General features: G+C 68.7%; 21 protein-coding genes and 6 pseudogenes. 10 read left to right on the top strand and 17 right to left on the bottom strand.

Going from position 1 to position 24394, the window contains the following annotated elements; genetic code table 11:
• Positions 1 to 104 precede the first annotated feature (104 nt).
• The 7 genes and pseudogenes from CHF15_RS34690 to CHF15_RS34655 form a co-directional block, all read right to left on the bottom strand.
• Positions 105 to 291: pseudogene (locus CHF15_RS34690) on the bottom strand (exopolyphosphatase); the annotation flags it as partial.
• 68 nt (positions 292 to 359) lie between these two features.
• Entirely contained in the window at positions 360 to 1490 is a 1131-nt protein-coding gene (locus tag CHF15_RS34685; RefSeq protein ID WP_089227950.1) for a DSD1 family PLP-dependent enzyme, read from the bottom strand.
• Positions 1491 to 1522: 32 nt separating this feature from the next.
• On the bottom strand, positions 1523 to 2530 hold the full coding sequence (locus CHF15_RS34680) for an ornithine cyclodeaminase family protein (protein ID WP_220093353.1): 1008 nt from the start codon (positions 2528 to 2530) through the stop codon (positions 1523 to 1525).
• 10 nt (positions 2531 to 2540) lie between these two features.
• A complete protein-coding gene (locus tag CHF15_RS34675) occupies positions 2541 to 3191 on the bottom strand; it encodes a helix-turn-helix transcriptional regulator (RefSeq protein ID WP_245939186.1) in 651 nt (216 codons plus the stop codon).
• 187 nt (positions 3192 to 3378) lie between these two features.
• Positions 3379 to 3930: a transposase gene (locus CHF15_RS46035; RefSeq protein WP_458363519.1), complete on the bottom strand. Its 552-nt coding sequence runs from the start codon at positions 3928 to 3930 to the stop codon at positions 3379 to 3381.
• Between the two features lie 1044 nt (positions 3931 to 4974).
• The gene (locus CHF15_RS34660) at positions 4975 to 5220 is read right to left on the bottom strand and encodes a type II toxin-antitoxin system RelE family toxin (RefSeq protein WP_089227885.1); all 246 of its coding nucleotides are present in this window, start codon (positions 5218 to 5220) and stop codon (positions 4975 to 4977) included.
• Positions 5217 to 5477 carry a type II toxin-antitoxin system Phd/YefM family antitoxin gene (locus tag CHF15_RS34655; RefSeq protein WP_089227884.1) on the bottom strand — a complete coding sequence of 87 codons (261 nt, stop codon included), beginning with the start codon at positions 5475 to 5477 and terminating at the stop codon, positions 5217 to 5219. The genes CHF15_RS34660 and CHF15_RS34655 overlap by 4 nt, the downstream gene beginning before the upstream one ends.
• A 167-nt stretch (positions 5478 to 5644) precedes the next feature.
• On the opposite strand from CHF15_RS34655, the gene CHF15_RS34650 reads away from it, so the two are divergent.
• Positions 5645 to 5926, top strand: a complete 282-nt coding sequence (locus CHF15_RS34650; RefSeq protein WP_245939196.1) for a hypothetical protein — start codon at positions 5645 to 5647, stop codon at positions 5924 to 5926.
• A 464-nt stretch (positions 5927 to 6390) separates the two neighbouring features.
• Here CHF15_RS34650 and CHF15_RS34640 read toward each other — a convergent pair.
• The 4 genes and pseudogenes from CHF15_RS34640 to CHF15_RS34625 form a co-directional block, all read right to left on the bottom strand.
• Positions 6391 to 7033: pseudogene (locus CHF15_RS34640) on the bottom strand (IS701 family transposase); the annotation flags it as partial.
• 91 nt (positions 7034 to 7124) lie between these two features.
• Positions 7125 to 8697: pseudogene (locus tag CHF15_RS34635) on the bottom strand (ISAzo13 family transposase); the annotation flags it as partial.
• A 52-nt stretch (positions 8698 to 8749) separates the two neighbouring features.
• Positions 8750 to 9121: pseudogene (locus tag CHF15_RS34630) on the bottom strand (transposase); the annotation flags it as partial.
• Positions 9122 to 9294: 173 nt separating this feature from the next.
• Positions 9295 to 10245, bottom strand: coding sequence for a quinone oxidoreductase family protein (locus CHF15_RS34625; RefSeq protein WP_089227882.1), 951 nt, complete (start codon positions 10243 to 10245; stop codon positions 9295 to 9297).
• A gap of 154 nt (positions 10246 to 10399) precedes the next feature.
• Here CHF15_RS34625 and CHF15_RS34620 point away from each other — a divergent pair, with 154 nt between their 5' ends.
• On the top strand, positions 10400 to 11083 hold the full coding sequence (locus CHF15_RS34620; RefSeq protein WP_089227881.1) for a TetR/AcrR family transcriptional regulator: 684 nt from the start codon (positions 10400 to 10402) through the stop codon (positions 11081 to 11083).
• Positions 11084 to 11392: 309 nt separating this feature from the next.
• Here CHF15_RS34620 and CHF15_RS34615 read toward each other — a convergent pair whose 3' ends face one another.
• Positions 11393 to 11899: a hypothetical protein gene (locus CHF15_RS34615; protein ID WP_089227946.1), complete on the bottom strand. Its 507-nt coding sequence runs from the start codon at positions 11897 to 11899 to the stop codon at positions 11393 to 11395.
• Positions 11900 to 11997: 98 nt separating this feature from the next.
• Here CHF15_RS34615 and CHF15_RS34610 point away from each other — a divergent pair, with 98 nt between their 5' ends.
• Entirely contained in the window at positions 11998 to 12972 is a 975-nt protein-coding gene (locus CHF15_RS34610) for a GlxA family transcriptional regulator (protein WP_089227880.1), read from the top strand.
• A gap of 314 nt (positions 12973 to 13286) precedes the next feature.
• On the opposite strand, the gene CHF15_RS46025 is transcribed toward CHF15_RS34610, so the two are convergent.
• A complete protein-coding gene (locus CHF15_RS46025; RefSeq protein WP_245939185.1) occupies positions 13287 to 13502 on the bottom strand; it encodes a hypothetical protein in 216 nt (71 codons plus the stop codon).
• Positions 13503 to 13535: 33 nt separating this feature from the next.
• Entirely contained in the window at positions 13536 to 13859 is a 324-nt protein-coding gene (locus tag CHF15_RS46020) for a hypothetical protein (RefSeq protein WP_245939184.1), read from the bottom strand.
• 171 nt (positions 13860 to 14030) lie between these two features.
• Here CHF15_RS46020 and CHF15_RS34600 point away from each other — a divergent pair, with 171 nt between their 5' ends.
• Entirely contained in the window at positions 14031 to 16454 is a 2424-nt protein-coding gene (locus CHF15_RS34600; RefSeq protein WP_089227879.1) for a SpoIIE family protein phosphatase, read from the top strand.
• A gap of 416 nt (positions 16455 to 16870) precedes the next feature.
• On the opposite strand, the pseudogene CHF15_RS34590 reads toward CHF15_RS34600, so the two are convergent.
• Positions 16871 to 17706, bottom strand: a pseudogene (locus tag CHF15_RS34590) (IS5 family transposase).
• 249 nt (positions 17707 to 17955) lie between these two features.
• Entirely contained in the window at positions 17956 to 18645 is a 690-nt protein-coding gene (locus CHF15_RS34585) for a TetR/AcrR family transcriptional regulator (RefSeq protein ID WP_089227878.1), read from the bottom strand.
• 138 nt (positions 18646 to 18783) lie between these two features.
• Here CHF15_RS34585 and CHF15_RS34580 point away from each other — a divergent pair, with 138 nt between their 5' ends.
• Both CHF15_RS34580 and CHF15_RS44135 read left to right on the top strand, forming a co-directional pair.
• Positions 18784 to 19572, top strand: a complete 789-nt coding sequence (locus CHF15_RS34580; protein WP_089227877.1) for an SDR family NAD(P)-dependent oxidoreductase — start codon at positions 18784 to 18786, stop codon at positions 19570 to 19572.
• Positions 19572 to 19709: pseudogene (locus CHF15_RS44135) on the top strand (IS5/IS1182 family transposase); the annotation flags it as partial. The gene CHF15_RS34580 and the pseudogene CHF15_RS44135, both read left to right, overlap by 1 nt.
• 266 nt (positions 19710 to 19975) lie before the next feature.
• Here CHF15_RS44135 and CHF15_RS34575 read toward each other — a convergent pair.
• Positions 19976 to 20575, bottom strand: coding sequence for a TetR/AcrR family transcriptional regulator (locus CHF15_RS34575; RefSeq protein ID WP_089227876.1), 600 nt, complete (start codon positions 20573 to 20575; stop codon positions 19976 to 19978).
• A 126-nt stretch (positions 20576 to 20701) separates the two neighbouring features.
• Between CHF15_RS34575 and CHF15_RS34570 the strand changes: the two genes are divergently transcribed.
• The 4 genes from CHF15_RS34570 to CHF15_RS34555 all read left to right on the top strand — a co-directional run bounded on the left by CHF15_RS34570 (position 20702) and on the right by CHF15_RS34555 (position 24345).
• Complete coding sequence (locus CHF15_RS34570) at positions 20702 to 21094, top strand: ester cyclase (protein ID WP_089227875.1); 393 nt, start codon at positions 20702 to 20704, stop codon at positions 21092 to 21094.
• Positions 21095 to 21314: 220 nt separating this feature from the next.
• Positions 21315 to 22127 (top strand): alpha/beta fold hydrolase, encoded by an 813-nt coding sequence (locus tag CHF15_RS34565; RefSeq protein WP_089227874.1) that lies wholly within the window; start codon positions 21315 to 21317, stop codon positions 22125 to 22127.
• A gap of 249 nt (positions 22128 to 22376) precedes the next feature.
• On the top strand, positions 22377 to 23645 hold the full coding sequence (locus CHF15_RS34560) for an FAD-binding oxidoreductase (RefSeq protein WP_245939183.1): 1269 nt from the start codon (positions 22377 to 22379) through the stop codon (positions 23643 to 23645).
• A gap of 46 nt (positions 23646 to 23691) precedes the next feature.
• The gene (locus CHF15_RS34555) at positions 23692 to 24345 is read left to right on the top strand and encodes a chorismate mutase (protein ID WP_089227872.1); all 654 of its coding nucleotides are present in this window, start codon (positions 23692 to 23694) and stop codon (positions 24343 to 24345) included.
• Positions 24346 to 24394: the final 49 nt, after the last annotated feature.

The following is a 24394-nucleotide window of genomic DNA, read 5'->3' as shown; positions in this document are numbered from 1 at the left end:
CGCCCCGCGCCCCGCTCGGAACGTTCGACTGTGAGCGGGGCAGACGACAGGGCCCCCGCCGGTTGCCGATCCGGTGGGGCCCCTGTTCTGTGCGTTGCCGCAGGTCAGCCGTGGCGCTTATCCCGCTCGACGTCCTCTGCCGCTTTGTGGGCGATGCCGTCAGGGATGTCGTGCTCGCAAGACCACGATCTCCCGGGCGCCCGTGCGCTCCATGATCCGCAGCAGTACCAGGGCCCTGGCGCCGATCACGTCCACCCGGCCCGGGTGCATCACCGGGATCGCCGCACGCTGCAATCTCACCCGGGGCCGCTTCACCCACCTCACCGCGCGGATGGTCCGCCCCCCTTGCCCGGAGCAGATCACCAGCCGGTGATGCGGGACCAGCGCGCTTGGATCACCGGGGCAGGCTCCGTGCCCTTGCTGCTGTCGACGACGTGGTAGCCGTGGTGCTGTGCGGCGGTGGCGCAGGCGTGGTTGGGCAGGATGCGCAGCCGGGTGCCGACCGGCAGGTCGGGCAAGTCGGTGCCGTCGCGGGCGGTGAGGGTGCCATGTTCCTGGCTCGCGGCCGTCATGACCAGGTTCGGGATGAGGTGGCCGGCCAAGTCGGTGACCAGACCGTAGCCCTGGTCCTGGGCCTGGGCGGCGGTGCCGCGGTCGCGGGACATGGCCATCCAGCCGCCGTCGGTGACGATCCACCCGTACTCAGGGCGGTGGCCGATGACGGTGACGACCACCGACAGAGCGAGGTCCTGAACCTGGCAGACGTCGAGGCCGGCCATCACCAGATCAAAGAACATGTAGTTTCCGGCCCGCAGTTCGGTGACCCCAGTGAGGTCCTCGGCCGCGTGCGCGGTGGGGGTGGAGCCGACGCTGACGCAGGCCACGGGCATACCGGCCGCACGGAGACGTTCGGCTGCGGCAACCGCGGTGTCACGTTCGTTCTGTGCGGCCAGGCGCTGTTCTTCGGCGCTGTAGGCGAAGTACGACTCGCCTGCGTGGGTGAGCACGCCGTCGAGGCAGGCCGCGTCGTGCAGGATGCGGCCGGCCTCGGGGAGGGCGGGGTCGTCGGGCTTGAGACCACCGCGGTGGCCATCGCAGTCGATCTCGATCTGGGCCGGGATGGGCAGGCCGGCCTGGCCGGAGGCTTCCGCGACGAAGACGGCCTGCTCGATGCTGTCCAGCAGGACTCGCACGGTCACGCCGCGCCGCAGGAGAGCGATGACGCGGGGGAGCTTGTGGGGATCGATGCCGACGGCGTAGGTGATGTCGATGTAGCCGCCGTCGGCGAACGCCTCGGCCTCGGCGAGGGTGGAGACGGTGATGGGACACGTGTTGCCGTCGTTCAGAAGCGCGGCGACGTCGAGGCTCTTGGCTGTCTTCATGTGCGGGCGCAGGGTGACCCCGAGCCGGCCGGCCCTGGCCCGCAGGCGTTCGATGTTGCGCAGGCTCTTGTGCACGTCGACAACGGCGAACGGGGTGTCCGGATCCATCAGGGTCCGTGCGGCGGGGGAGGGGGTGGTGGTCACAGGGAGATGTCCATCTTCTTCAGGAGGGCCAGAGCCAGGTACAGGTCTTGCAGTCCGATCCCGGAACTGTCGAAGACGGTGATGTCACGGTGGTCGGTGCGTCCTTGGGTGCGCTGGGTGAGGACTTCGCCGAGGGGGATGAGGACGGTGTCCTCGGGTGCGTGCTGGCTTTCGCCCATGCGGCGTGCCTGTTCGGGCAGGTCGCAGAAGACCCGTGCGCGGGCGAACAGGGCGGGGGGCAGCTCCCGCTTTCCTGGGGCGTCGGCGCCCATGCAGGACAGGTGCGTGCCGGGGCGGACCCACTCGGCCTCGAACAGGGGAGGGTCTTCGGCCCGTGCGGTGGTGGCGGTGACGATCACGTCGGCGCTCGCGCAGGCTTCCTCGGCACCGGCCGCACGTGCTGTGTGTCCCTGCGCGGTGAGTGCGGCAGCCACGGTCGCTGCGCGGGCCTCGTCGCGTCCCACGATCAGGATCTCGCCGATCGGCCGGACCCGGGCGACTGCCCTCGCCTCATAGGCGGCCTGATGGCCGGTGCCGAAGACCGCAAGGGTGGCGGCGCCGGCGGGGGCGAGCAGGTCGACAGCGAGCGCGTCGGCCGCGGCGGTGCGGTAGGCGTTCGCGGCACCGAGTTCCAGGACGGCGGCGATCCGGCCGATCCTCTGGTCGAGCAGCAGCAAAGTGGAGTGGTGACGCGGGAGCCCACGTCTCAGGTTGTCCGGCCAGTAGGTGCCGATCTTCACCCCGGCATGCGTCGCGGACGCGGACGGCTTGAGCGTGAACCGGTTGCGCGGATCGGAGCCGTGCACGGCCAGGGAAGGGAAGACCACGCCCTGAACCGTCGCGGTGAAGGCCGCGCGTGCCGCTTCCAGAGCCAGCTCCTCGTCCACGAGCGCAGCCGTCTGTTCCTCCGGGATGAACAGCAGGCCACGGCCTGTGTCCGACGGCGGGCCGGAAAGGGGCGGAGCAGCAGGTGCGGTGTGTGCGGCCGGTCCGGCGTCGGTCATGTACGGCCCTTTACTTGGCGTAGTTGTAGACCGTGGCCCGGGACACGCCCAGCAGGTCCGCGATGGTCTGGGCTGCGTCGCGCCCCTCGAAGTAGCCCTCGCCCTGCAACTGCCGCACGAGCGCCTTCTTGTCGTCCCGACTCAGCGACCGGGGGGTGGCACCGCGCTCCGCGGCCAGCGCCTCCACAGTTCGGCGCAGTTCGCGCACGTTGCGGTCCCGCAAATTCTCCAGCGGGTGCTCGCGGTGCTCGACATCGGTGGCCACGAGGTTCGACAACGCCAGCGTCACCGGCGACAGGACAGACACGTCAAGGTTCAGGCACAGGGCCGCGATGTACTGGCCCGCGGCGTTCTTGATGCCGATCGACGTGCTCTTCACCGGCCGACCGTCGGGAAACTGGTTGGGGTAGTTCTGGATCACGCTCGGGTACTGCGGATCCGCAATGCGGGCCAGGCCCAGCTCCGTGGCCGAATCCCCGACCTCCCGGCCGGAAAGGTTGTTCTCGATCACCCGAATCGCCTGCTGGGGGTCCCGCAGGTCGTGCAGCACCACCTCACACAGCCCGGGAAACATGCGGCCCAACGCCACAGCGATCTTCTCCGCCTCGCGGACAAGGTGCTCATCGCCCTCGGCCGCAGCGACGGCCACGGGATGCTCCACGGCCTGCCTCCATCCTGGACTCAAATTCCATCTCTAGACAATGATGCTAAAGCATTCTCCGAGCCGCGCTCAACCCCGCCGATGAGAGCGATCGCACCTGGGCGTGCACGAGCAGGCTGGGCTCCTTAGGGGTCGGCTCCGGAAGTCCCTCGGGGGTTGATCAGGCCGCCAGGGCAATGGAGGATTCTTAATGTCGGTCGGGCCGGGCCAGCAGATCGTCCAGGTCGGAGGTGGTGAACCTCCACTGGAACGGCTGTGCCGCGGTGTTGTAGCGGTCTTCAAATGCCCGGACCCGGTTCCGGACCTGGACCAGGTCCGGGAAGTCATCGGGTGAGACGACCTTGCGCTGGACGATCAAGAAGAAGATCTCGATCTGGTTTGTCCATGAGGCGTGGACAGGGGTGTGGACCATGATCGCGCTCGGAAACGCCTTGGTCAGACGGTCAGCGGCCTTCTTTCCCCGGTGAGAGGAGCCGTAGTCGACGATCCAGAAGACGCGTCTGGCGTAGGGTTCGGTGGTCATGACCTGTTCGACCAGGGCCATGAAGGGCGTGATGCCGGTGGTGACCTCGCAGCGGCCGAAGACTTTAGCCCGGTGGACGTCGTAGGCGGCCCGGTAGGCAAGCGCGCCGCCGCGGCCGTACTCGTGGTTTACGCGCATCGCCCTGGCCCGGCCTGCGGGGAGGGTCGGGTGGCAGCGGCAGCGGTCCTGAATCGAGGTCCTCTCGTCGCTCGAGATGACGTATTCGTCCGCGCCGAGGGGTTCGCCTTCGTATGTTCGGGCGTATAGGTCAAGTACGCGCTGGGCCTTGGCGCGGAAGTCCGGGTCCCGGATGAAGATCCGGGAGTGGTGCTGCCAGGGCTTGTGCGCGCCGCTGGCGAAGCCAGCGGCGCATGGTGGACGCCGAGACGGTGTCGGTGACGCCGCGTGCGGTCAGTTCGGCGGCCAGTGCCGGGCACGACCAGAGTGCCAGCGGCACCCCTGTCTCGGCCGGGAGTTGGCAGGCCAGGGCCTTGGCCTCGGCGACCTGCACGGGCGTGAAGCGGGCCGGGCGCCCGTGCCATGTCTCGTGCGGGAGACGCTCTTCAGGCGCGGGACAAGCCTCAGCCAGGACAGTGCGGTGTTGCTCGAGGTGCGCGAGCCTTTCTTGCAAAGTGCGCGTGCCGGGTACGGCCGTACCGGAGACGCAACGGGTCATGCTGGGCCGGCCACCGACTCCAGGCCGTGTGGGCCCGGTTGACCAGGAGGGCGCTCGATGTGCGAGCCGCCGCCCCCCTCATCTCCCGCGTTCGTTCCGGCCACCCGGCTTCCCGGCTACGCCGGCAGCGGGCCCCGGGATGCGGTGACCGGTGGCGCAGTCGCCACGCAGCCCCGGCGGGATCCGGCCGCTGGAAAACAGGTCCAGTGCCGCCATGGCAGCGGTGATGGTCTTGCCCGACCCGGTGGCCGACACCAGTGTGGCCCGCGCCCCTTACGCGGGCACGGGGGAGCGTGCGGGAAATCCCCACTGGCGGATGCGGGATTGCGCCTCGACCTGATGCTCGCGTAGCTGCACGAATCCCACGCCTGCTCCTTGTGCTGTGGCGGCGTGGGGACCACCACCTCGGCTCCCCTTGCCTGGTCCGCCGGCTCGTCCCCTCGCGGACGGTCCACGGTCGGCGAACCGTTGCGCGCCGCGGGGCCTGAGCGGCCCAGCGTCGAGCCGCCTTCGGCCCCCGCACGCCCGCCCCGGCTTGGCCCATCGCAGGCGACGGAGACCTTCACCGTGCCCGCGGGCATCGGTCAGCGCACGCGTCCGAGATGGATGACGCTGACCCGGATCTGCTGCTCGCTGATCTCGTACATCACGCGGTAGGCGCCGATGTGGATGCGCAGCAGGTCGGCGCTGCCGAATGCGCCTTCGGGGCGCGGGTCGACAGAGAGGTGGTCGACTGCGGCGAACACCTGGCGCACCCCGTCGGGGTCGTCCTTGGCCAGCCGTTCTGCCTGCGCGAGGGCCTCGGGCTCCCAGATGACCTCGTAGCTCACGCCTTGCCCTCGCCGAAGATCCGCCGGTAGGCCTCGTCGTGCGAAACGCCGGCGTCCTCACCTCGGGCCTGGCGCGCCCGGTAGGCGGCCAGGGCCCGCAGTTCCTGCAGTTCGAGGGCGTCGGCGGGGCTGACGAGTATGGCGACGGTCTGCCCGTGGTCGGTGATGGCGACCGGTTCGCGGGTGGCGCTGACCTCGCGGGCGATGGCACCCAGGCGGGCCCGGGCTTCCACGATCGAGTACGTCGTCTCCGTCATGCACGCCACCTTACAGAAGTGTGCACGGTGTGGGAGGCCGTGCCGGGACACCGGCGGCTGCAGCCCCGGGGCACCCCCGCGAGTGCGGGGGGAATCGAGGGCCGGCGAAGCTCTCCCGCGTACGCGCGGAGGGGAACATCCCGGAGCCCCGGTACACGCCCCGGGTGCTGCATGTTCTTCGCAGCCGCAGAAGGCTGGGGTGCGCCATCACAAAAGGTGCCGAAACCCGGGACCGGCTGACGCATATCGCGGCCGCCGAGGGCTTGTCGCTGCGCGCCTACCTGGCCCGCCTCGCCGACACGCTGCTGACCCCCGCGGAGCGGGCCGAGCGCGCCGAGCAGGCTCGCGCCGTCCTGAACGCCTGGAACGGCTACGCCCTCACTCCCGCGGAGCAGGACGACCTGGACGCCGAACTCGACCGCCGCCTGACCCGGGCCACCGGCCGGTGAACCAGGTTGTGCACCTGGTCCTGGACGACACCGCTATGGTTGCCGCCGGCCGTGGCAACCTGCTGGCTTCCCGGCTGATCCACCGCGCCCACGCGGAGGCCGGCTGGCACCTGTACGCATCCACCTGCGCACTCGTGGAAGCCGCCCGCGCCTGCCGCCCCAGCAAGATGACAACCACACTGCAGCCTGAACACCCTCGGATGCTGAACACCGGAGACAACCGCTCCCAGGAGGCACCCACCATGCTGCAACCCCGCGATCAAGAACCACCGAGACCCGTCCGTCCGTGACTTGGCGCCGATACACGCCGAGCGGCTCCGCGCGAAGGGCGAAGCCCGGGCTGCCGAGCCTGCGCCCGAGCGGCCTGCAGACAGGACGACGGCCCAGATGTACGTGGAGCGCGCCCTGGCCGGCTGTCAGGCGGATCGGTGAGCTCACTCAGCTCAAGCAGCCTCGTGTCGCACGAAGCACTCCTCGATCGCCCAGCGCGTCCCGGCGATCCGCACCAACTGCCCGACGGTTGTGTCGAGTTGTGAGTAGGCGAGGTAGTAGGCGATCTCGTCGGGCTTGGTCAGGCTGCGGCGGGCCAGTGCCCATCGCCGGCGGACCGGGGTCCCGTCCTGGTAGTCGTACTCGGCCACGGCGGGCAGCTGGATGGCCGCCCAGTCGTAGACGCGCGGCCCCTTGGCGCCGTCCCCGCACGAGATCCGTTCCCAGGCTTCGGTCGGGGCCTGGGCGAACACAGTCGATGCGTGGACAGCCCACGCTGTACTGGGACTTGGGCACCGCCAGTACGTAGCCGACGCCGCACTGTTCGAGCAGGCGCCGGAAGCGGCCTTCCTGCCCGTAGGCCGAGTCCGCGGTGACCCAGGCGATGGGCAGCTCGGAGGCGAGTGCCCGCAGCACCATGACCTTGGCCAGGTCGCCCTTGGTGTGGAAGTCCCGGTCGTCGGGGATTTTCGCTGCTCGGCAGCGGTCCCGGTCCTCGGTCCAGGACTTGGGCAGGTAGAGCTCCCGGTCGACCAGGGCACGGCCCCGGGCGGAGGCGTAGGCGGCGAAGACCCCGATCTGGCAGTTCTCGGTGCGGCCGGGGGCTGTTTGTGAATAACTGTCAGGGTTGATCTTGGGGGTCTTAATCTTGCAGCCGAACTCGCGGCTGTTCGAGGGTCCGGGCGGGTGGTCCATGCATGGGTGTGACGGCGATGCGGTGCAGGTCCAGTAAGCGGTGGCCGTCCTGGAATTGGTTGGAGAGGTTGGTGCGGGTGACGCCCAGCAGTTGGGCCAGAAGTGTGCTGGTGATCGCCCTGCGTCGGCGCAAGAGTGCTGCCAGGAGGCGGTGGTAGTGGTCGACGCTGCTGGTCTGCGGGTGGAGGTAGCTGCGGGGGCGGTGAAAGCGGCGCTGGAAAGCCGCCTCGGCCAGCGCGTCCCAGTACGGCTCGGAGACTGCCACCAGGCGTTCGAAGTCGGACCGCGGCATCCCGGTCAAAGCCGGATCGCTGAGCATCTTGGTCAGGGCCGGGTCGATCCGCCGGGCGGTCGCCGGCGCTGGTCGCGGTCGGGGTGGGACGGGGGCCAGGGTGTAGTTCCAGTCGCCGTGGAACGCGTCGGGCGTGATCGGCAGGGCCTGGAATTCGGCAGCGGTCACTGTTGAGCCCAGGCGGTAGCTGCCCATGTCCATCCAGCTCAGCGCCGATGGTCAGCCCGGTGCGGGTGGTCGTCGCGGCGATGGTCTCGATGACGACTTGGTAGCTGGTCAGTGGTCGGCCGCGCCAGTTCGCGGTGATGTGGCAGAACATCCGGTGTTCGATCTTGTTCCACTTCGACGTCCCCGGCGGGAAGTGGCAGACCGTGATCTCTAGGCCTGTCTCCAGGGCGAAGGCGGCCAGGTGCGTCTTCCAGGTCCACCGGCGGGGATCGTTGGAGCCGCCGGCATCGGCGGTGATCAGCAACCGGGTGGCGTTCGGGTGGTGCACCTGTCCGCGTCGCTGCCACCAGCGGCGTATGGACTCGACGGCGAACTCGGCGGTGTCGTGGTCGGTCCCGACGTTGACCCAGCCGGTGTTGGTGGCGATGTCGTAGATCCCATACGGGATGGCGACGGGCTGGTCGCTGGTGGTGAAGGTGTGGCAGTCGACCTTGATGGAATCCTTGCCCGGCCGCCAGATCCGGCCGGGCCGGTCGCGGTTTCCGAGCCACTCCTTGGCTTTCGTGTCGACGCTGATCACCGGTTGCCCGTCGTCGAGGAAGGCGGTGGCCGTGGCGTTCAAATGTGCAAACTGGGCGTCGCGGTCCGGATGACTTGCACCTTCGGTGGTCTTGACGGTGCCCTGCAGGCTGTAGCCCATGCCACGCAGCAGGCGCCCGACGGTCGCGGAACTGACCGGATGGCCCTGCGACGTGAGGGTTGAAGCCAGAGTGCGCAGCGACAAGGTGGTCCAACGCAAGGGGGACACGGGATCCCCGCGAGTGTGCGGCTCGATCAGTGCCTCGAGCGCCGGCAGCAGGCCGGGGTCGGTGACCGTCAAGGGCTTGCGTCCGGCTCCCGGAGCCCGGACCCTCCTCGTCGATGGCGGGTCCCCGGCCAGTTCGGTGACGCCGCGCGACACGGTGGAGATACTGGTCCCGGATGCGGCAGCCACCACAGCAATCCCACCGTGGCCGACCGCTATGGCCTCGCTGGCCAGGTAGAGCCGGCGACGGCGCTCGTCGAGATGGGGCAGAATCCGATCAAACTTGGCCCGTAACACGAGGACGGGCAGACGCACAGACATGACCCACCATCCCACCAACTCCACCAGAGCAAGCAGTAATTGAAATACAAGCCCCGGCGGTGCCGGAGTACTGGCGTTGCACGCCGGCGGAGGTGGTGCCCTTCTTGACGAAGCCGGTGTCGTCGATGATCAGGACTCCGTCGTCCTCGCCGAGGCGTTCGGCGACGTAGTGCTGGAGCTTGTCGCGGATCTCGTCCGCTTCCCAGCGGGATCCGGCGAGCAGGTGCTGCAGCCCGTCAGGGGTGGTGTGACCTGCGTATTCGGCCAGTTGCCAGCCGTTCTTGCGGCCGACTGGGCCGAGTAGGCCGCGGACGTAGTCGCGCATTCGTCGGCGTGGCTCCACGCGGCTGAAGCGGTGGCCGACGCGGAGGAAGAGGTCTTCGAGTTCACGGTCCCAGTTCTCGGCTGCAGGCTCGTTGATCACGGCAGGAGGCTGCCCTCGCCGCTGTCATCACCAACGCCGGCTGCACACGATCGAGGGGCGGTCCCAGGAAGACCGCCCCTGACGGGCACCAGCCCACTACACTCACCGCGCAGCCTTCTGATCAGGCAAAACATCGAAGTCCTGCTGGAGTACGGGCGAGCCGGATGGCCGAATCAGACGGTCAGAACGATCTTGCCGAAGACGGCGCGGGACTCCAGCAGAGTGTGCGCGGCCGCGGCTTCGTCCAGCGGGAAGGTGCCGTGCACCACCGGCTTCAGGCGGCCTTCGCGCAAGTCGGCGAAGACGAGTGCGAAGGTCTCGGCAGCGGTCTTCGACGGTGCGCTGGAGAGACTGAGGGCCGAGATGGTCCAGGACTGCTGGAAGTTCGCGAACAGTGCCATGCCGAAGTCGGGGGTGGGAGCACCTGCGGCGATACCGCTGATCACGTACCTGCCGTTCGGGCCGAGCAGGGAGATGAAGTCGGCCACGTCCGAACCGGCAACGATGTCGATGACGGCGTGATAGCGGCCGTCCGGCCCCGGGTCGACCGCGTCCACGCCCACGACTTCCGTGGCCCCCAGGTCGTACAGCCGCTGCGCGACGGACCGGTCGGGAACGGATGCGATCACCGTCGCACCCCGCGCGGCCGCGAGCTGGGTGGTGAGCACGCCGATCCCGCCACCGGCGCCGCGAACAAGCACCCGCTCGCCCGCCTTGACGCCGGCCCTTTCCACGCTTGCGGCGGCGACCAGGGAATTCACCCCGAGCGCTACCGCGTCATGGAACGAGACGTCCTCCGGTAGTTCCACGAGAGATTCGACGGGCACCACGGCGCGGTCGCTGTAGCCGCCGCCGTGTCCGGTCGTCGCGAAGACCCGGCGTCCCACCCACCCGGCGTCGTCCTCCGAACCGACCTCGACCACCGTGCCCGCCACCTCCAGACCAGGTATGAAGCCGTTGCCGACCTCGGGCATGCCACCCTGCCGTAGCAGAACGTCGAAAAAGCCGACCCCGGCCGCTGCCACCGCCAATACGGCATGGCCCGGCTCGGCGGTCGGGTCCGGCCGGTCGACCAGCTTGAGGTTCTCCGGACCACCGAATTCGGTGATCTCTACTGCACGCATGATGTCTCCTTGTAGCGTTTTTGCCGCGCATGAAAGGCGAGGCGGCTGGTGAACAACGAGGCTCAGACGTCCTCGGTGACCTCGATGCCGCGGCACCAGAGCAGGCTAACCCGCTAAACGGACAACCTCTTCCATTTGTGGTTAAGTGAGAGACATGCCTGTTCAGCCGTCTCGAAACCAGTCCTCGTCCGCCGCCGGGACCCCCGTCCGGGGGCAGCGAGCCGACGCCCGGCACAACCACGCCCAGCTCCTCCAAGCCGCCCGCGAGGCGTACGCCCTCAACGGCACCGACGTACCCTCCAGCACCATCGCCCGCAGGGCCGGCGTTGGCGCCGCCACCCTCTACCGGCACTTCCCGACCCGGGGCTCGCTGATCGCCGCGGCGTTCTCCGAGCAGCTCACCGATTGCGTCGCAGCCTTGGACGAGGCACTACGGGACGACGATCCCTGGCGCGGTCTCTGCTCCGCCCTCGCCAAGGTGTGCAGGATGCAGGCCGAAGACCGCGGGTTCAGCGCCGCGTTCCTCGGCGAGTCTCCCGACGATCCCGACCTTCATCGCGCGCGCGCCCGCGCTGAGGCAGGACTCGCCCAGCTGGTACAACGCGCAAAGAACACGGGGCAGTTGCGCAAGGACTTCGATCCCAGCGACGTCACCCTCCTGCTCCTGGCGAACAGCGGCGTCGTGCGACAGTCCCCGGAGACGTCCCTGGCCGCCTCTCGCCGCCTGCTCGCCTACTTCCTCCAGTCCTGCCGGGCCACGGACGGCGCGCCGTTCCTGCCCCCGCCAGCACCGCTCCGCCTCGACGACCTTTACGGGCCGTCACACCGAACCGACTGACCGGCGACTTTCGCCCGGGGCGCGCCCCCGCGCCTGACGCCTGCCCCTGAATTCCCGCCCCGGTACGCAGCGCCCAATGACCTCGTCTTCGGTCTCGTCCGGCACTGACATGAACCTTGGGACGCAACCCGATAGCCTGCACGTAGAAAGTGCCCTCCGCCTGGACCGACAGAACCCCTCAACAATCGAGAGCGACGCACCGGGGACCGACGGTGCTCGCGGAGCCGATGAGCCAGGTCCACCATGGCGCCGAGGATCTCCGTGCGTACCAGGTACGGGGTGAGGGTGTCGCGGTCCAGGGCCGTACGGCTATTGAATGAAGATCATCGCGGCGGCGCCGAGCAGGTCGACGACGAAGCACCACTCCGCCCACGCCCGGGGGACAACTTTCTTGGTGCGGTGGTGGAGCAGATCCCAGGCGGCGTGCCCGAGCCAGCCGGTTGCCAGGACGTACCAGCCGAGGCTGTGATCCATTGCCAGCGCCACCATGGCCAGGGCACCGAAGCCGAGCAGCCCTGCCGTCTGGAGTATGAGCGCGCCTGCCCTGCGGAGCTCCCCGCGCAGCGTCCCGAAGATCAGGTAGCAGGCCGACATGGCGACGAGGAGCCACGCCAGGAACTCCAGAGCCGGGAGGCCGTCGGCGAATGTGGCGACTGCCAACACGAGGGCCAGCCATGTGGGCCATCGGTGCTTGAGCATGGCCACGACGTTGGCGGTGGCGGTCTTCGAACCGTCCCGTCCGTAGGTGGAAGGTGCTTTGTCGTCCTGGTCGGAGCCGATCATCCGGGGATCACCCGAAGCGGTGGTGTCGGTCATGGCTTCACTGTTGGTCAGGACGGTTCCCACGAGAAGGCGGCGGCCCATGTGATGTCCGGAATCTTGGGGTGCCTGTCGCTTCGCTGTAGGGTCGCCGCGTGGACGAACGTCTGATCGTGATCGTCGGGTACGACTCGGCCGAGTTGCTGGACATCGCCTGCGTCGCCACGAGCCTGGGCATGGCGAATCAGATCGGAACTCCCACCCGCCCCTATCGCGTCAGTGTGGCAGGTCCGGGCGGCAATCCGATCACCTGTGGTTCGGGCCTGACATTGCAAAGTCAGCAATCCCTTGAACGACTCACCGGTCCGCTCGACACGTTGATCGTATCGGGCGGCTTGGGACATGAGCGGGCCGCCGCCGACCAGCGGCTGGTTGGCCACATCCGCCGCCTGGCCGGAGAAAGCCGCCGGGTGGCCTCGGTGTGTACCGGGGCCAGCATCCTGGCGGCCACCGGACTGCTGGACGGGCGCCGCGCCACCACGCATTGGCGGTTCGCATCCCAGCTTGCCGCACAACACCCGCAGATCACCGTCGATTCCGACCCCATTTACATCCGCGACGGGAACATCTATACGGCGGCGGGCATCACCAGTGCCCTGGATCTCACACTTGCCCTTATCGAGGAGGATCACGGTGCCCAACTCGCGCGCCAAGTGGCGCGGGATCTGGTCACCTACCTGCAGCGGCCGGGAAACCAGGCACAGATGAGCCTGTTCACCGCCTCCCCGCCGCCCAGGGACGACGTGGTCCGACAGCTCGTCGAGCATATAACGAGCCATCTGGATCACGACCTGAACGCGACCGCCTTGGCGGCTCGCGCGGGTGTGACCACGCGCCACCTCACCCGGTTGTTCGTGGAACACCTCGAGCAGCCGCCGGCCCGGTTCGTACGCAAGGCCCGCACCGAGGCGGCCGCCCACCTGCTGGCGTCCACCGAGCTTCCGCTGGCAGGCGTGGCCACCCGGTGCGGGTTCGGTTCCACCGAGACGCTGCGCCAGGCATTCACCAGCCGATACGGGATCTCGCCGTCGCGCTACCGGGCGATACAGACCCGGCTCTCCGCCAAGTAATCCGAAGTGACCTCATTGTTCACGGCTCCTCTCCGCCGACGCCCCGCTCGCCGGGTGGATTTGGAATGAATCGACCAACTCGGCATCACGGTAACCTCGGGGCCGACGACCGACGGGGGCTACGAGCGTGATCGCCGGACATCCACCGGCGGCCGCTGACCGAGGGGGCGGTTTCCGCGGGTGCTGGGTGGGGACGGCCGAGTGAGAAGCGGTGCGGGGACGGCGGCCGTCCGGGGACGCGATCCAGATGCGTACATGCTGCCTGGGGCTGATTTTGGAACTGCCGGTGAGCTTTTCGTGGACGGCCGCTGGCGTCATGCTCCGCCGCGGGGCTCGGGTGCCGGGGTGCCCGGCGGTGTGAAGGCGGCGAGCACCGTGGCCGCGATGTGGCCGGTCGCACGGTCGGGGTTCAGGCGGCCGGCGCGGATCTCTTCCGTCGCGCTGTGCATGACGGCCTGCAGGACATTGATCAGCCATGCGATGGGCAGGTCCGTACGGAAGGCGCCCTCGGCCCGCCCGCGGGCAACCAACGCCTCGACCCGGGCGGCGGGCCCGGAGTGGAACTATCGGATGCGTCCCGCGGGAAGCTCCCGTTGGGCGGCGACGAGAAGCGCCTGAGCCTGGTCCACCAGGTGCCAGCCTGCATCGATATAGCGCTCCCGGGCGAGCAGCGGATCACCGGTCAGGCCGACCGCGTCCAGCACCTCGTTGCCCCGGTCGAGGTCGCGGCTCATCGCCGCATCGACGACCTCCGCCCGGGAGGTGAAGTGCGCGTACAGCTTTGCAAGTTCGAATCCGGCTGCACCCGGCCGGCCGGAACTCCGGCTCGCACTCGACTCCCGATCCGGTCGGCCCGATCCGCTGTCGTCCGGCAACGTTGATGTCACCCGGTGATGTCAGCCGTCCGGGTGCAGGCCAGTTCCGTGCGGCGGCACGCCCAGGAGTACGGTGCGGGTCAAGTCGCTGATCACTGCCTGGGCCGTGCTCAAGGGTGCGGGCTTCGCCCACGTCACTACCATGGGCAGAAAGGTGAATGGCCAGGAAGTGGGCTGGTGCCGATGAACGTACCCAGGGCTTCCGGGGGCCTCGGGGCAGGATCGGGAGACCCGCTGCAGGGGCCGTACACGGCCACCGCGGTTGTGGAGGGCAAGGGCGGGATCTGCCTGTGGAGCCCGCAGGCGGAAGCGCTGCTCGGGTACCCGGCGGAAGAGGTCTGCGACACGCCTGCGGTGGATCTGCTGACCACCCGGAAGGACCGGGAAGCAGCGCTTGCCGTCCTCGAACGGCATGCGGCCGGGCAGGGCTGGGACGGCGTGCTGGCCTTGCGACACCGTGACGGACATGAGGTGCGGGTCGTACTGCGCGTGCGCTCGGTGCTCGGCAGGCAGGGCCGGGCCGGCTGGTCGGTCAGCGCCGCGGAGGCGCGGCAGGTGGAGCAGGAGGAGGTCGACCGGGCGATCCTGGAGGCGCTGTTCCGCCAGTCCCCGATCCCCATCACTGTCATGGACGCTGAGCTCCGGCACCGCTGGGTGAACGCCGGGATAGTACGCGCGACCGGCATCCCGGCTGAGTGGCTCATCGGGCGACGCATCGGCGAGGTCGCACCGGAGGTCGACTTCCGGACGATCGAGCAGGTCCTGCGCCACGTGCGGGACACCGGCGAGCCGGTGATCGACTTCCGGGTGCACGGCCGCCTCCCGTCGGCCCCGGACCGTGAGCACGTGTGGTCCGCGGCCTCCTTTCGACTGACCGACCCGGCCGGTCACCTGCTGGGAATGTGCCAGACGTATATCGATGTCACCGACGAGGATCGGGCGCAGCGGCGGCTGGCCCTGCTGAGCGCGGCGGGGGCGAGCATCGGCAGCACACTGGACGTGGTGCGCACCGCGCAGGAACTGGCCGACGCGGCCGTTCCCGGGCTCGCGGACATCGTCGGCGTGGATCTGCTGGAGGCGACGGTGCGGGGCGAGGAACCGGCCCCCGGGCCGGTGGACGGGCAGGTACTGCTTCGCCGGTCGGGCACTAGCTCGATCCGGGAGGGCGCCCCGGAGGCCGTCTACGCGGTGGGCGAGACAGTGGCGTTCCATCCGGGCACGCCCTGGGCGAGGTGCCTGGCCACCGGGCAGTCGGTCCTGGTGCCGAGGCTGGAGGTCGACGAGTGGTACGCCTACGATCCACGAGCGGTCGAGAAGATCCGCGAGTTTGGGACCCACTCGCTCATGGCAGTGCCGCTGCGCGCCCGAGGGATCACCCTCGGTGTGGCCGTCTTCGGCCGCTCCCGGGAGCCTCAGCCGTATGACGAGGGCGACCTGGCCCTGGCCGAGGACTTCTCCTCCCAGGCCGCGGTGTGCGTGGACAACGCCCGCCGCTACACCCGCGAGCACACCACCGCCCTGGCCCTGCAGCGCAGCCTGCTGCCGCACGACCTGCCCGACTACCCCGCCGTCGAGACCGCCTACCGCTACCTGCCCGCCGCCGCCCACGCCGGAGCCGGCGGGGACTGGTTCGACGTCCTGCCGCTGTCCGGAGCCCGGGTCGCCCTGGTCGTCGGCGACGTCACCGGCCACGGCCTGCACGCGGCGGCCGTCATGGGACGGCTGCGCACCGCCGTCCACACCCTGGCCGACCTCGACCTCGACCCCGACGAGGTCCTCACCTACCTCGACGACCTCGTCGTCCACCTCACCCAGGAGGACCCCGACTGCGAGGGCGCCACCTGTCTGTACGCCGTCTACGATCCCATCTCCCGCCTGTGTACCTTCGCCCGCGCCGGCCACCCCTCACCCGCCCTGGTACAGCCCGACGGCTCGGTGGAGTATCTCGACCTCCCGCCCGGTCCGGCGCTGGGCCTGGGCGGCCTGCCCTTCGAAACTGCCGACCGCCACCTCGCCGAGGGCACCCTCCTCGCCCTCTACACCGATGGCCTCCTCGAGGCCCCGGACCGGGACGTGGACACCGGGCTCGACCGGCTGGCCCGCACCCTGGCCAGCCCTGACGAGCCGCTAGAGCAGCTCGGCGAAGCCGTGGTGGCCGCCCTGGAGCCAGAGTGCCGCTCCGACGACGCGGTCCTGCTCTTGGCCCGCACCCGCGGCCTGCCAGCGGACCGGGTTGCCACCTGGGAGCTGCCGGTCGACCCCGCCCAGGTCGCCCGGGCCCGCGCCCTCACCGACCGTCAACTCGCCAACTGGGACCTGGAACCACTCGCCTTCACTACCGAACTCATCGTCAGCGAGCTGGTCACCAACGCCATCCGGCACGCCCGCGGCCCCATCGCGCTGCGCCTCATCCACGCTCAAGTCCTCCTCTGCGAGGTCTCCGACGGCAGCCTCAGCGCCCCCCACCTGCGCCGAGCCCGTACCAGTGACGAAGGCGGCCGGGGGCTGTTCCTGGTTGCCCAGCTCGCCTCCTGCTGGGGCACCCGCTACGGCCGCGACGGTAAGACCATCTGGGCCGAACAGCCCCTTTCTCCCCTCGGAGCATAAGAGCCTGCGCAGATAGGCGGGGCGAGGTACCCGGGCAGCGAGGCGGGCACAGGTCTCCGCGATCATGGAGTTGCGACGCTCTGTGATCACTGGGGGACCTGTTGTACTTCAGCAGGTTCTGGAGGAGATCGAGGACCTGGTAGAGGGTCAGGCCGGTGTGTGACTTCAGGTCGAGCCGGCTGAGGGTGAGGAATGCTTGGGGCAGTGACGAGGGTGACGTGGTGGCAGGGGTGCAGGTAACACTCGCCCCGCCGCCGCTGATCCCGCCGCGGCAACGAGCCGAACACATCGGCAACGAACTCCGCCAACTCGCCCCGGAGCCGTTACACCCCTCAACTGCACCCAGTAGGCTGCCCACAACCGACAGAGATCGCTCAACGTGACGAAGCGCTACTTAGAGCGTCTGGTGGTAATCGTCACTTGAGGCGTCGAGTGGTGGGGTGTCCGTGCCAGCGGTACTGCACGGTGGCACGGCGGATGAGCATGCGGAGCGTGACGATGGCCCGGCGAGGTAGAGGTAGAGGTTCATGACGGTGCCCGTTTTCTCGGTGCAGCGGCGCAGCTTGCCGAAGCCGTTCATCCAGCCGTGCGTGCGCTCGATCACCCAGCGTTTCCCGGCCTGGATCGGCGCGGGCACGCCCTTGTGGGCGATCGTGCCGGTGAAGCCGAACTCTTCCAGCGCTGCTCGGGTCTTGGCGCTGTCCCAGCCGCGGTCCAAGTTGACGTTGAATTCGTTCGGAAGCGCTCCGACCTGGTCTTTTGCTGCCTCGAGCGTCGCCGCAAGTGAGGAATCGTGCCGGTTGGCATCGGCGGAGACCAGACCGAGCGGGACGCAGCGGGCTTCGGAGGCCACTGAGCGCTTCAGGCCGTGGTTGCCCCGGTCCACCGGAGAGCGGCCGGCCTTCTCACCGCCGCAGGGTGCCTTGGTGATGCAGCCGTCCACGGACAGCTCTTCGCGTGCGAGGCCGATCATGCGGTTGTACGCCTGAAGTGCCAGGGCGTGCAGACTCGGACATCCCCAGTTGGGCCCAGTGCTTGACGCGGCGTCGGATCGTGCGGTCCGAGCATGCGGTGCTGGCAATCCGTTCGTACCCGGAGCCGTGCACCAGGGCGGCGATCACGTGTTCGAAGACGATCCGGTCGGGGATACGCGGGTTGTGGCAGCCCAGAGGGGGGCGTCTATGTGCTCGGGCAGCAGCGCCGCGGACTCGTCCCACAGCGGTTCGAGCAGGCATGATGGCAGGACAGGCACGAGCCCTCCGGTGATCACTGAGCGTAGAGAACTTCATGATCACTCAGGCTCCTGCCTGCTCTGCCCTGCGGGTCGCTCGTCGGTGGCCTCCGCCACATCTACTGCCGGACGCTCCGACTCTCTGTGGAAGGGTGACAGTCGGTGACGGTGCTCAGTCGACCTGAAGGATCTGGACGCGCAGCAGTGTGAATCCGGCCCGCTTCAGAAAGTGCGAGGAACGCCCACCTTCGACACGTTGCGTGATCGGTCTCATGGATGACCCGGTGGCTGGCGGAGTTCGCGCAGTTCCATCGCTGCAGGAGGCGGGAGAGTGCCAGGGCGCTGTGTCTGGAAAGCCTGGAAGAGATAGGCGAGCAGGCGCCGGGAGGCAGCGAGGGCGGTTTCCCGCGGTTGTCCGGCGAGGCCACTGTTGGCCAGGAGCAGGAGGGTGATGTCGGCGGGGTCGAAGTCGTTGCGCAGCTGTCCGGTCTCGCGGGCACGCTGGACCAGCCGCGCCAGACCTTCTTGGGCGCAGTCGCGTTCGTGATCGTGATCAAGGGCATCGGGGAACTGGTCGAGGAATACGGGGGCGAAACCGCGGTCGGTCACCTGCGTGGTGCATACCTTCTCCAGGAGTGCGTACAGACCGTGCCCGGGATCAGGGTCGGCAAGAGCCTCGTCGAAGGCTGCCGCGCACAGGGCGAGTTGCTTGGCAAAGGCCGCGGTGGCAAGCGCGGTGCGGGTGGGGAAGCGGCGGTAGAGGGTAGCCACGCCGACGCCGGCGCGGCGGGCGACGGCGCTTATAGGGGCGTCAATGCCCTGGGCCGCGAACACCTCGCGCGCAGCTTCGAGGATGCGTTCCCGGTTGCGCCGGGCATCGACGCGCAGGCCCGCCGGGTCTGCATCGCCGAGCGCATATCCGACGTGTCCGGACGGCTTGTGAGATGGCTGGGCAGGCAATGTCTCTCACTTCAAGCTAAACGGATGGTGTCGTCCAATTGCGGATTTAGTGTGAGCGTAACAGCGGGCGCACACGGCGCCTCCGCAGCTCCGAAACCCGACCGTGAAGACAGGTCGGCCTTGAACAGGAGAGCAGTCATGGATCTCGATCTCGAGGGCAAGCGCGTCCTCGTCACTGGGGCGAGCAAAGGCATCGGTCTCGCGATCGTCAAGGCCTTCCTTGCCGAAGGCGCCGAAGTCGTCGCCGTGTCCCGGAAAACCACATCCGAACTCGAGGCTACCGGCGCCACGTTCGTCGCCGCCGACCTCGCCGAACCCGATGCCTCGCAACGGATGGTCGAGAGCGTGCTCGAGCTGAATCCGCGCCTCGACGTCCTCGTCAACAACGTCGGCGGCGGGAGCCCGTCCCCGGAGATACTTGCCGATCCCCTCGGTGGCGCGGCCGACGTCTGGGCCAGCGTTTTCGCTCTGAACCTCGGCGCCGCCGTGGAGACAACCCGGGCCGCGCTCCCTGCGCTGACCCGGTCCCGGGGCTCAGTGGTGAGCATCAGCTCTCAGAACGCCCGCGATCCACGGAGGGTACCGGTGTCCTACTCGGCGGCCAAGGCCGCGCTCAACGCTTTCTCCCGCGGCTTGGCCGAGCTGGTCGCGGAATCGGGGGTTCGGGTCAACGTCGTCACCCCAGCCGGCACGCGGACCTCCGCGTGGACCAGCGAGGACGGCATCGGTGCCGACCTTGCGGCGCACATGGGGCTCGACCAGGACGCGCTGTTGGCGATGCTGCCTCAGCAAGCCGAAATGGTGACCGGCGCATTGATCGACCCGGCCGAGATCGCTCGCGCGGTGCTGCTGCTGGCGTCTCCGACAATGCCAAGTGCGGTCGGTTCCAACTGGGTGGTAGACGGCGGCGCGCTCAAGACCCCATGACCGGCCTGAAGCGCTCAGTGGCCTCCGAAGCCCGCGGCGTCCCGCTCGGTCTGGTCTCCGCCGGTACCAACCGGCACGATTCACCCCTACTTGCGCCGACGCTCGAGGCAGCAAAAGACCAGGTCGGAACCACACCCTGCACAACCGTCGCCTAACACCGCGGCTACCACGTCATCGACGACCGTCGGTCCACCCTCGACGCACCCGCCGTGCAGGCCTTCCGGGGTCGCGTCAAAGGCGTGAGCGCTGGTGAAGGCGGCCAGCCCGACAGCAGCGCCACGCGGCACGAGAACCTTCCGCCGGCCTGCCGTGCCGTGCGAGCATCGCGTAGGCATCCTGGCCAGGACGGTCCCATGTCGCGCCGGGCCCGCGGGCGCGCGACTCATTTCAAAGGCCTGCATCGTCAAGCCGGTGGCCAGTTCTGCAAAGCTGCGTCGACTACGTGTTGCAGGTCTTCACATGTCGCGCCGCCGGCTGCCTGTACGGCCACGCCGTTCGCGATCGTCATGACGTAGCGGGCGATCTTTTCCGGGTCAGCGCCAACGGGTAGATCGCCTACCTGGACGGCCTGCCGGAACCGGTCGCGGAGCAGCGCCTGGCCGTGGGCACGCCACTTGGTCAGGGTCTCGCGGGCAACTTGTCCGGCCTCACCGGCGGCCAGTGCGCCCTGGACGCCGAGGCAGCCGGCAGGGAGTCCGGGCAGTGTGTTGGCGCGGGCCGAGCCGGCGAGGAAGGCCATGGCGACCTCGCGGGCGGTGGGCGCCTGCAGCGCCTCGGCGACGTAGGCGCCGGGCCCTTCCTCGTAGCGCTGCAATGCCTTGCGGAACAGGTCCTCCTTGTTGCCGTAGGCCGCGTACAGGCTCTTGCGGGAGATGCCCATGGCCTCGGTCAGGTCGGTGAGGCTGGCACCTTCGTACCCCTGCGCCCAGAAGATCATCATCGCCTTCTCGAGCGCCGCCTCGGCGTCGAACGCTCGCGGGCGGCCGATCTGTGACTTCTGCATGGCCACATCCTACAGGTTTGACACCGATCGGTGCTGAACTGATAGTCTCGCATTCTGCACTGATCGGTGCAGAAGTTTGAGCAGTTCAGAGTCGCTCTTTGCGGCACAGGAGAAAAGAGGAACACCATGACTCAGAGTGATCTGCGTGACTGGTACATGCGCTACGCCGACGCGCTCAACGCCCACGAGTTCGACCGCATGCACGAGTTCATCAACGACGAGGTGCTGCTCGGCGACCAGCCCGGCACGCGCGATGACGTCGTCGCGGTCCTGAAGGGGATCGTCGACGCCGTTCCGGATATCCGCTGGGAGGTCGACGAACTGCTGTTCGATCGGGACGGTATCGCCGTCCGCGCTACCAACACCGGCACCCCGGTGAAGGAGTGGCTTGGCGTCCCGCCCTCCGGCGCTTCGTTCAAGATCGTCGAGTACGCCATCTACAAGGTCCGTGACGGCCGATTCGTCCAGATGACGAACCTGCACGACTCGGCCGAGATGCTCCGACAGCTGACCTCCTGACCGCCTGACCGCCGAAAGGCTCTGGCCGATCGGCCGACCAGCCAGAGCCTTTTGGGCGGTCGGCCGTCGTCGTAGGCCGTCCTGGCCACTGCTCGGCAACCGTGTCGGACCCGGCGCCCTCCATCATCAACGCCACGGACCAAGCTCCCTGGCCCCTTCCGTCCCTGCTGCACCGTGAAGTCACAGTCGGGAATTCTTTGTTGAATCGAAAGGTCACATCATGCGTATCCGTGTTCGTGTTCCGCGTCGTGTCGCGCTCGCCGTCGGTGCCCTGACGCTGCTCGGTGTCACCACCGCTCCGGGTGTGGCGATGGCGACCGGCGGAGGATCTTCTTCTGCATCCACTTCCCCGAAGCCGACCATTGTCCTCGTCCACGGAGCGTGGGCGGACTCCTCCAGTTGGTCGTCGGTGCTGGAGCGGCTGCGCAAGGACGGCTATCCCGTGCGCGCTATCGCCAATCCTCTGCAGGGGCTGACCAGTGACACGGCCCATGTCTCCAGTTACCTGTCCACGATCAAGGGTCCCATGGTGCTGGTCGGCCACTCCTACGGCGGTGCCGTGATCACCAACTCCGCCGCCTCTGACCCCGATGTCAGGGCCCTGGTCTACATCGCCGGTTTCATCCCCGCGAAGGGGGAGACGGTGGGTGATCTGGCCAAGAGGTCGCCGGACCTTCCGCTGGTGCAGACTGACGTCCCGGGCGGCCAGGAGGTGTCCATCAATCCGGACCGCTTCCGGGAGGTCTTCGCCGGTGACGTCGACAAGACCACGGCCGCGGATCTGGCTGCGGTCCAGCGGCCCGCGAACATCAAGGCTGTCGTGGACGCCAGCGCCCAGGAAGCGTTCCGCTCCATCCCGTCCTGGGATCTGATCACCCGCCAGGATCACGCGATCGCTCCCGACGCGCAGCGCTTCATGGCCAAGCGGGCTGGCGCGCACACCGAGGAGGTCAACGCCTCCCACGCCGTGATGATCAGCCACCCCGCAACCGTCACGCACATCATCGAGGACGCGGCCCGCAGCACCCGATGACACACTCCCGCACGACCGCTCGCCGGCCGGGTCGGCAGGGCCGTCCCAGGGCGTCGGCCGGCAATGGCTGACGAAGCGACGCTGCTCACTACGTTTTTGCAGAATCCCTGAGATAGAGGTGTCCTGACTGTGACGACATACCAACAGCTCGGCCGTCTGACTGACACTCTGTGGAGGTCCGTTCCTGTGGGACAGGTGGTTTCCACCGGGCCGCAGTACGATGCCGGCCGGACCCTGTGGAACGGCGCCGTGTCGTCCCGCCCTGGCGTGATCGTGCGGTGCGCCGGTCCGGCCGAGGCCCAGGCTGCTGTGCTGGCCGCGCAGGAGTACGGGGTACCTCTGACGGTGCGCGGCGGCGGCCACGACTGGGCCGGGAGGGCACTGAGTGACGGGGGCCTGACCATTGATCTCTCCGGTCTGCGCCGGGTGACGGTGGATCCGGTGGCGAAGGTCGCCGAGGTGGCGGGAGGGGCCACAGCCGCCGGTCTCGTCGCCGCGACGCAGCCCTTCGGTCTGACCGCGGCGACCGGTTCGGCCGGTTCCGTGGGCATGGCGGGCCTGACCCTCGGCGGCGGCTATGGGCCGCTCAGCGGCCGCTTCGGCTTGGCTGCGGACAACCTGTTGTCCGCACAGGTGGTGCTGGCCGACGGATCGGTCGTCACGGCCGATGCCGAACGGGAGCCGGAGCTGTTCTGGGCCCTGCGTGGCGGTGGCGGGAACTTCGGTGTGGTCACCTCGATGCGGGTGCGCCTGCACGCCGTTCCGACGCTGCTGTCCGGCCTGGTGCTGTTCGGGTGGGAGCAGGCCGGGAGTGTACTGGCCGGGCTGGCTGACGTCCTGGCAGGAAGCCCGGACGAACTGACCGTGCAGTCCGGTGTCTTGCCCGGTCCCGACGGCAAGCCCGTGGTGTTCCTCTCGCCCACCTGGAGCGGCGACGACCTCACGGTGGGAGAACGCGCGCTGGCTCGCCTGGACACCCTCGGCACACCCCTGGTCTCCCAGGTCGGCTCGACCACCGTGCCCGCGATGCTCGCGGGCATCGACGCGCAGTTCCCCTTCGGCCGGCACGTCGAGATCGGCACGCGTTCCGTCTCGTCACTGACCTCGGGAGTGCGGGACATCCTGAGCCTCGCGGGCTCCACCCTGACCTCGCCCCACTCGGCCGTGTCCTTGCACAGCCTGCACGGAGCCGCGGCACGGGTACCCGTGCCGGACACGGCGTTCGGCAACCGGGACCCGCACCTGATGATCGAGATCATCGCCCAGTGGGACCCCGACGACACCCACGCCGCGGAACACCGCGCCTGGGCCGGCGTCCTGGCCGACGCCCTCGAACCCGAGGCACTGTCAGGCGGCTACCCCAACCTCCTGGGCCCCGACGCGGTCGCACAGATCACACACGCCTACGGCCCCAATACCGAGCGGCTGCTCGCAGCCAAACACCGGTACGACCCCTACAACGTCTTCCACGCGACCCCTCTGCCGGACCCGTCCGGGACTCGGCGAACGGCCCGTTGAGGCACGTGGCGTACGCACTGCGTATATCGAAAACCAAGGTAGACCAATGAACCTGCGAAACAACATGACGCGCTTCGCCGTGATCACCGGCTTTCTGGGAGCCGCAACCGTACTGGCCGTTCCTCATGCCACGGCCACGGGCGCCCCTGCGAACGCCGAAGCCGTCAGCGGAACGGTCGAGACAACCAAGTCGCCCGGTAGGCTCGGCCCTCTGACAGACCTTGTCATACAACGTATCCGTGTGAGTGATGACGTGGCGGCGTCCAAGTTCGGCACCGGCTCGCCGATCGAAGACCCGGTGCGCGAGGCACAGGTCCTGGAGCAGGTCCGGACCCAGGCCGAGGCTGGTGGGGTGAACCCGGACACGGCGGTGGCGTTCTTCCAGGACCAGATCACCGCGAGCAAGGCCGTGCAAAACGGCTTGTTCGCTCGCTGGACCGCTCACCCGGGGGAAGCGCCCACGACGCGCCCCGACCTCGGTCCGATTCGCGCGCAGCTCGACCAGCTGACCACGGCCCTGCTCCAAGAGCTCAAGGACACGGAGGAATTGCGCGAGAGGCCCATCGCCTGCAGGGTGCAGTTGGCCCTGGCCACCGGGTCGGGGGCAGTGCGGGAACGGTTGGACACGCTCCATCGTCAGGCGCTCAGGACGGCCACACAGTCGGTGTGCCGCTCCAGCGAGCCGACCGTACAACGCTGACTTGCAAGCGTTGTCGCCTTCTCGGCGCGAGAGCTACCCGTGCCTTCCG

This window comes from Actinacidiphila glaucinigra (genome assembly GCF_900188405.1).
Taxonomy (GTDB): Bacteria; Actinomycetota; Actinomycetes; order Streptomycetales; family Streptomycetaceae; genus Actinacidiphila; species Actinacidiphila glaucinigra.
The sequence above is the reverse complement of the archived record's forward strand: the minus strand, read 5'-3'. Positions and strand labels throughout refer to the sequence as shown.

What these genes read in the sequence shown, in the direction of transcription:
- CHF15_RS34565 (WP_089227874.1), top strand. Translation starts at nt 21,315, where the DNA reads ATGCGTATCCGTGTTCGTGTTCCGCGTCGTGTCGCGCTCGCCGTCGGT.
- CHF15_RS34625 (WP_089227882.1), bottom strand. Translation starts at nt 10,245, where the DNA reads ATGCGTGCAGTAGAGATCACCGAATTCGGTGGTCCGGAGAACCTCAAG.
- CHF15_RS34655 (WP_089227884.1), bottom strand. Translation starts at nt 5,477, where the DNA reads ATGACGGAGACGACGTACTCGATCGTGGAAGCCCGGGCCCGCCTGGGT.
- CHF15_RS34685 (WP_089227950.1), bottom strand. Translation starts at nt 1,490, where the DNA reads ATGGATCCGGACACCCCGTTCGCCGTTGTCGACGTGCACAAGAGCCTG.
- CHF15_RS34615 (WP_089227946.1), bottom strand. Translation starts at nt 11,899, where the DNA reads ATGACCGACACCACCGCTTCGGGTGATCCCCGGATGATCGGCTCCGAC.
- CHF15_RS34580 (WP_089227877.1), top strand. Translation starts at nt 18,784, where the DNA reads ATGGATCTCGATCTCGAGGGCAAGCGCGTCCTCGTCACTGGGGCGAGC.
- CHF15_RS34620 (WP_089227881.1), top strand. Translation starts at nt 10,400, where the DNA reads ATGCCTGTTCAGCCGTCTCGAAACCAGTCCTCGTCCGCCGCCGGGACC.
- CHF15_RS34680 (WP_220093353.1), bottom strand. Translation starts at nt 2,530, where the DNA reads ATGACCGACGCCGGACCGGCCGCACACACCGCACCTGCTGCTCCGCCC.
- CHF15_RS34600 (WP_089227879.1), top strand. Translation starts at nt 14,031, where the DNA reads ATGAACGTACCCAGGGCTTCCGGGGGCCTCGGGGCAGGATCGGGAGAC.
- CHF15_RS34575 (WP_089227876.1), bottom strand. Translation starts at nt 20,575, where the DNA reads ATGCAGAAGTCACAGATCGGCCGCCCGCGAGCGTTCGACGCCGAGGCG.
- CHF15_RS34570 (WP_089227875.1), top strand. Translation starts at nt 20,702, where the DNA reads ATGACTCAGAGTGATCTGCGTGACTGGTACATGCGCTACGCCGACGCG.
- CHF15_RS34555 (WP_089227872.1), top strand. Translation starts at nt 23,692, where the DNA reads ATGAACCTGCGAAACAACATGACGCGCTTCGCCGTGATCACCGGCTTT.